The organism is Streptomyces atriruber, from assembly GCF_001418325.1.
GTDB classification, from domain to species: domain Bacteria; phylum Actinomycetota; class Actinomycetes; order Streptomycetales; family Streptomycetaceae; genus Streptomyces; species Streptomyces atriruber.
Map to the genome: position 1 here is coordinate 1 of NZ_LIPN01000539.1, position 1,772 is coordinate 1,772.

Here is a 1,772-nt window from a genome sequence, read left to right on the forward strand (position 1 = left end):
TCTTGGAGTCGCGGATGTGGATGGTGTGGGGGGTGGTGGCTATCTCGACGCAGTCGCCGGACTCGCTGCTGTCGCTGTAGCTACTTTTCTGCCACTCCAGGGCGACCTCGACGCACGAGTCTCCTTCGTTGCCACTGCTGTAGCTGCTCTTGAACCACTCCAGTCCGGAGGCGTCCCGGGCAGAGGCCTTGCCGATCATGTTTCTCCCAGCACTCGCTCAACGAAGGTCCGAGTCTCCCGTGGCGTGAGAGCTTGGGCCCGGATGATGCCATACCGCAGTTCCAGGATGCGGAGCTGCTTGGGTTCAGTGACCGGGCGGCCGTTGAACGCTCCGTCAGAGCGTCCGACCGCTGTCCCGTCCCCGAACTTCAGCACCTCGATGTCACCGTCGAGGCCAGGATGGGCCTCGCAGTCGATGGGCATCACCTGCAGCGTGACATGCGGCAACTCCCCGATCTCCAATAGACGTTCGAGCTGTCGACGCCAGACCATTGTGCCTCCGATTGGCCGCCGTAGAGCAGCCTCTTCCTGCACGAAGCTCAAGCTGGGTGCAGGCTCCCGGCCAAAGATGGACTGCCGGGCCGTACGCGCCGTCACGAATCGCTCGACCTCGTCCTGCGAGTAAGCAGGTTGCCGAGCCCGGAACACAACCCGCGAGTGCTCCTCCGTCTGCAGGAGACCATGCATGCCGTGACTGGCGTACACCGCGACCTCAACCGCCCGCTCCTCCAACTTGGCCAGCTCCCGAACCTTCCGCGGATACCGGGCCTCCCGCATCTCCTTCTTCATCGCGGAGACGAGCCCCCGCGCGTCGACCACCTCATCCACCTTGTCCAGATACTCAGGACGAGGAATCCGCGCCCCGCGCTCGATCTTCCGTACGAGGTCCTCCCCGTACCCGATCGCCACCGCGAACTCGGCGACGCGCAGGCCCGCCGCTTCCCTCCTCAACCGCAACTGCTGGCCGACCATCTCCACGACCGAGCTGATCTCGTCCTCGGGGTCGACGTCCCAACCGGGCTCATCCACACCATCGTTGCGCTCCACGTGCCCACACCCTCCGCCGTACCGTCCAAGCCCAACGCGCACACGTACCCGAACAGGGAGCGAGACAGCCGGGACAGGGCGGGACAAGTCCGGGACAAAAGCGGTACGCACAGCACGTACCGCCGCCCACCGTACGCACGCGGGGCCACGCTGAGTGACGTGAACCAAGAAACCACCCGGGCTCAAACCCCCACCCCCGTACACCAGTTCACGATCCTGCTCTCCGCGACGCGAAGAGGCGCGCGGCTGGCCCGGCTCCTGACGCGGGAGCAACTCCGCAGCTGGCGCCTGCCGTCCGAGAACGCGGAACAGGTCGTCGCCGAGCTGGCGAACAACGCCGTGCTGCACGGCCACGTGCCCGGCAGGAGCTTCCGGCTCACGCTGGCGCTGGGCGACACGAACACGCTCCGTGTCGAAGTGACGGACGCGCGGGCGGACCGCAGCCCGCCGCTGCACCCCCGCCATCCTGCCGCGGAGGCGGAATCCGGGCGGGGCCTGCTCCTGATCGAGGCGTTGGCGGCGCGGTGGGGCACGGAGCTGGGTACGTTGCCGCTCAGCCCGTGCAAGACGATCTGGGCGGAGATCGACGCGCCGCACCTGCCGGGGTGACTTCGGTGGGGCGGTGTCTTTGATGGTCACCGGGGCCGCCCGGGGTTTTGCGGAGTGTGGCGGTTCCGGGCCGGCAGTAAAGGGCGCTCCCTGCGGTCGCGTCGGCTGCGCCGATT

General features: G+C 67.3%; 3 protein-coding genes. 1 reads left to right on the forward strand and 2 read right to left on the reverse strand.

Annotated elements, in window-relative coordinates; translation table 11 throughout:
- The coding region (locus AOK03_RS37900) for a DUF397 domain-containing protein (protein WP_055569907.1) at positions 1 to 199 on the reverse strand (199 nt) is incomplete at its 3' end.
- A complete protein-coding gene (locus AOK03_RS37905) occupies positions 196 to 1,047 on the reverse strand; it encodes a helix-turn-helix domain-containing protein (protein ID WP_055569908.1) in 852 nt (283 codons plus the stop codon). The genes AOK03_RS37900 and AOK03_RS37905, both read right to left, overlap by 4 nt.
- Positions 1,048 to 1,206: 159 nt before the next feature.
- On the opposite strand from AOK03_RS37905, the gene AOK03_RS37910 reads away from it, so the two are divergent.
- A complete protein-coding gene (locus tag AOK03_RS37910; protein ID WP_055569909.1) occupies positions 1,207 to 1,656 on the forward strand; it encodes an ATP-binding protein in 450 nt (149 codons plus the stop codon).
- Positions 1,657 to 1,772: the final 116 nt, after the last annotated feature.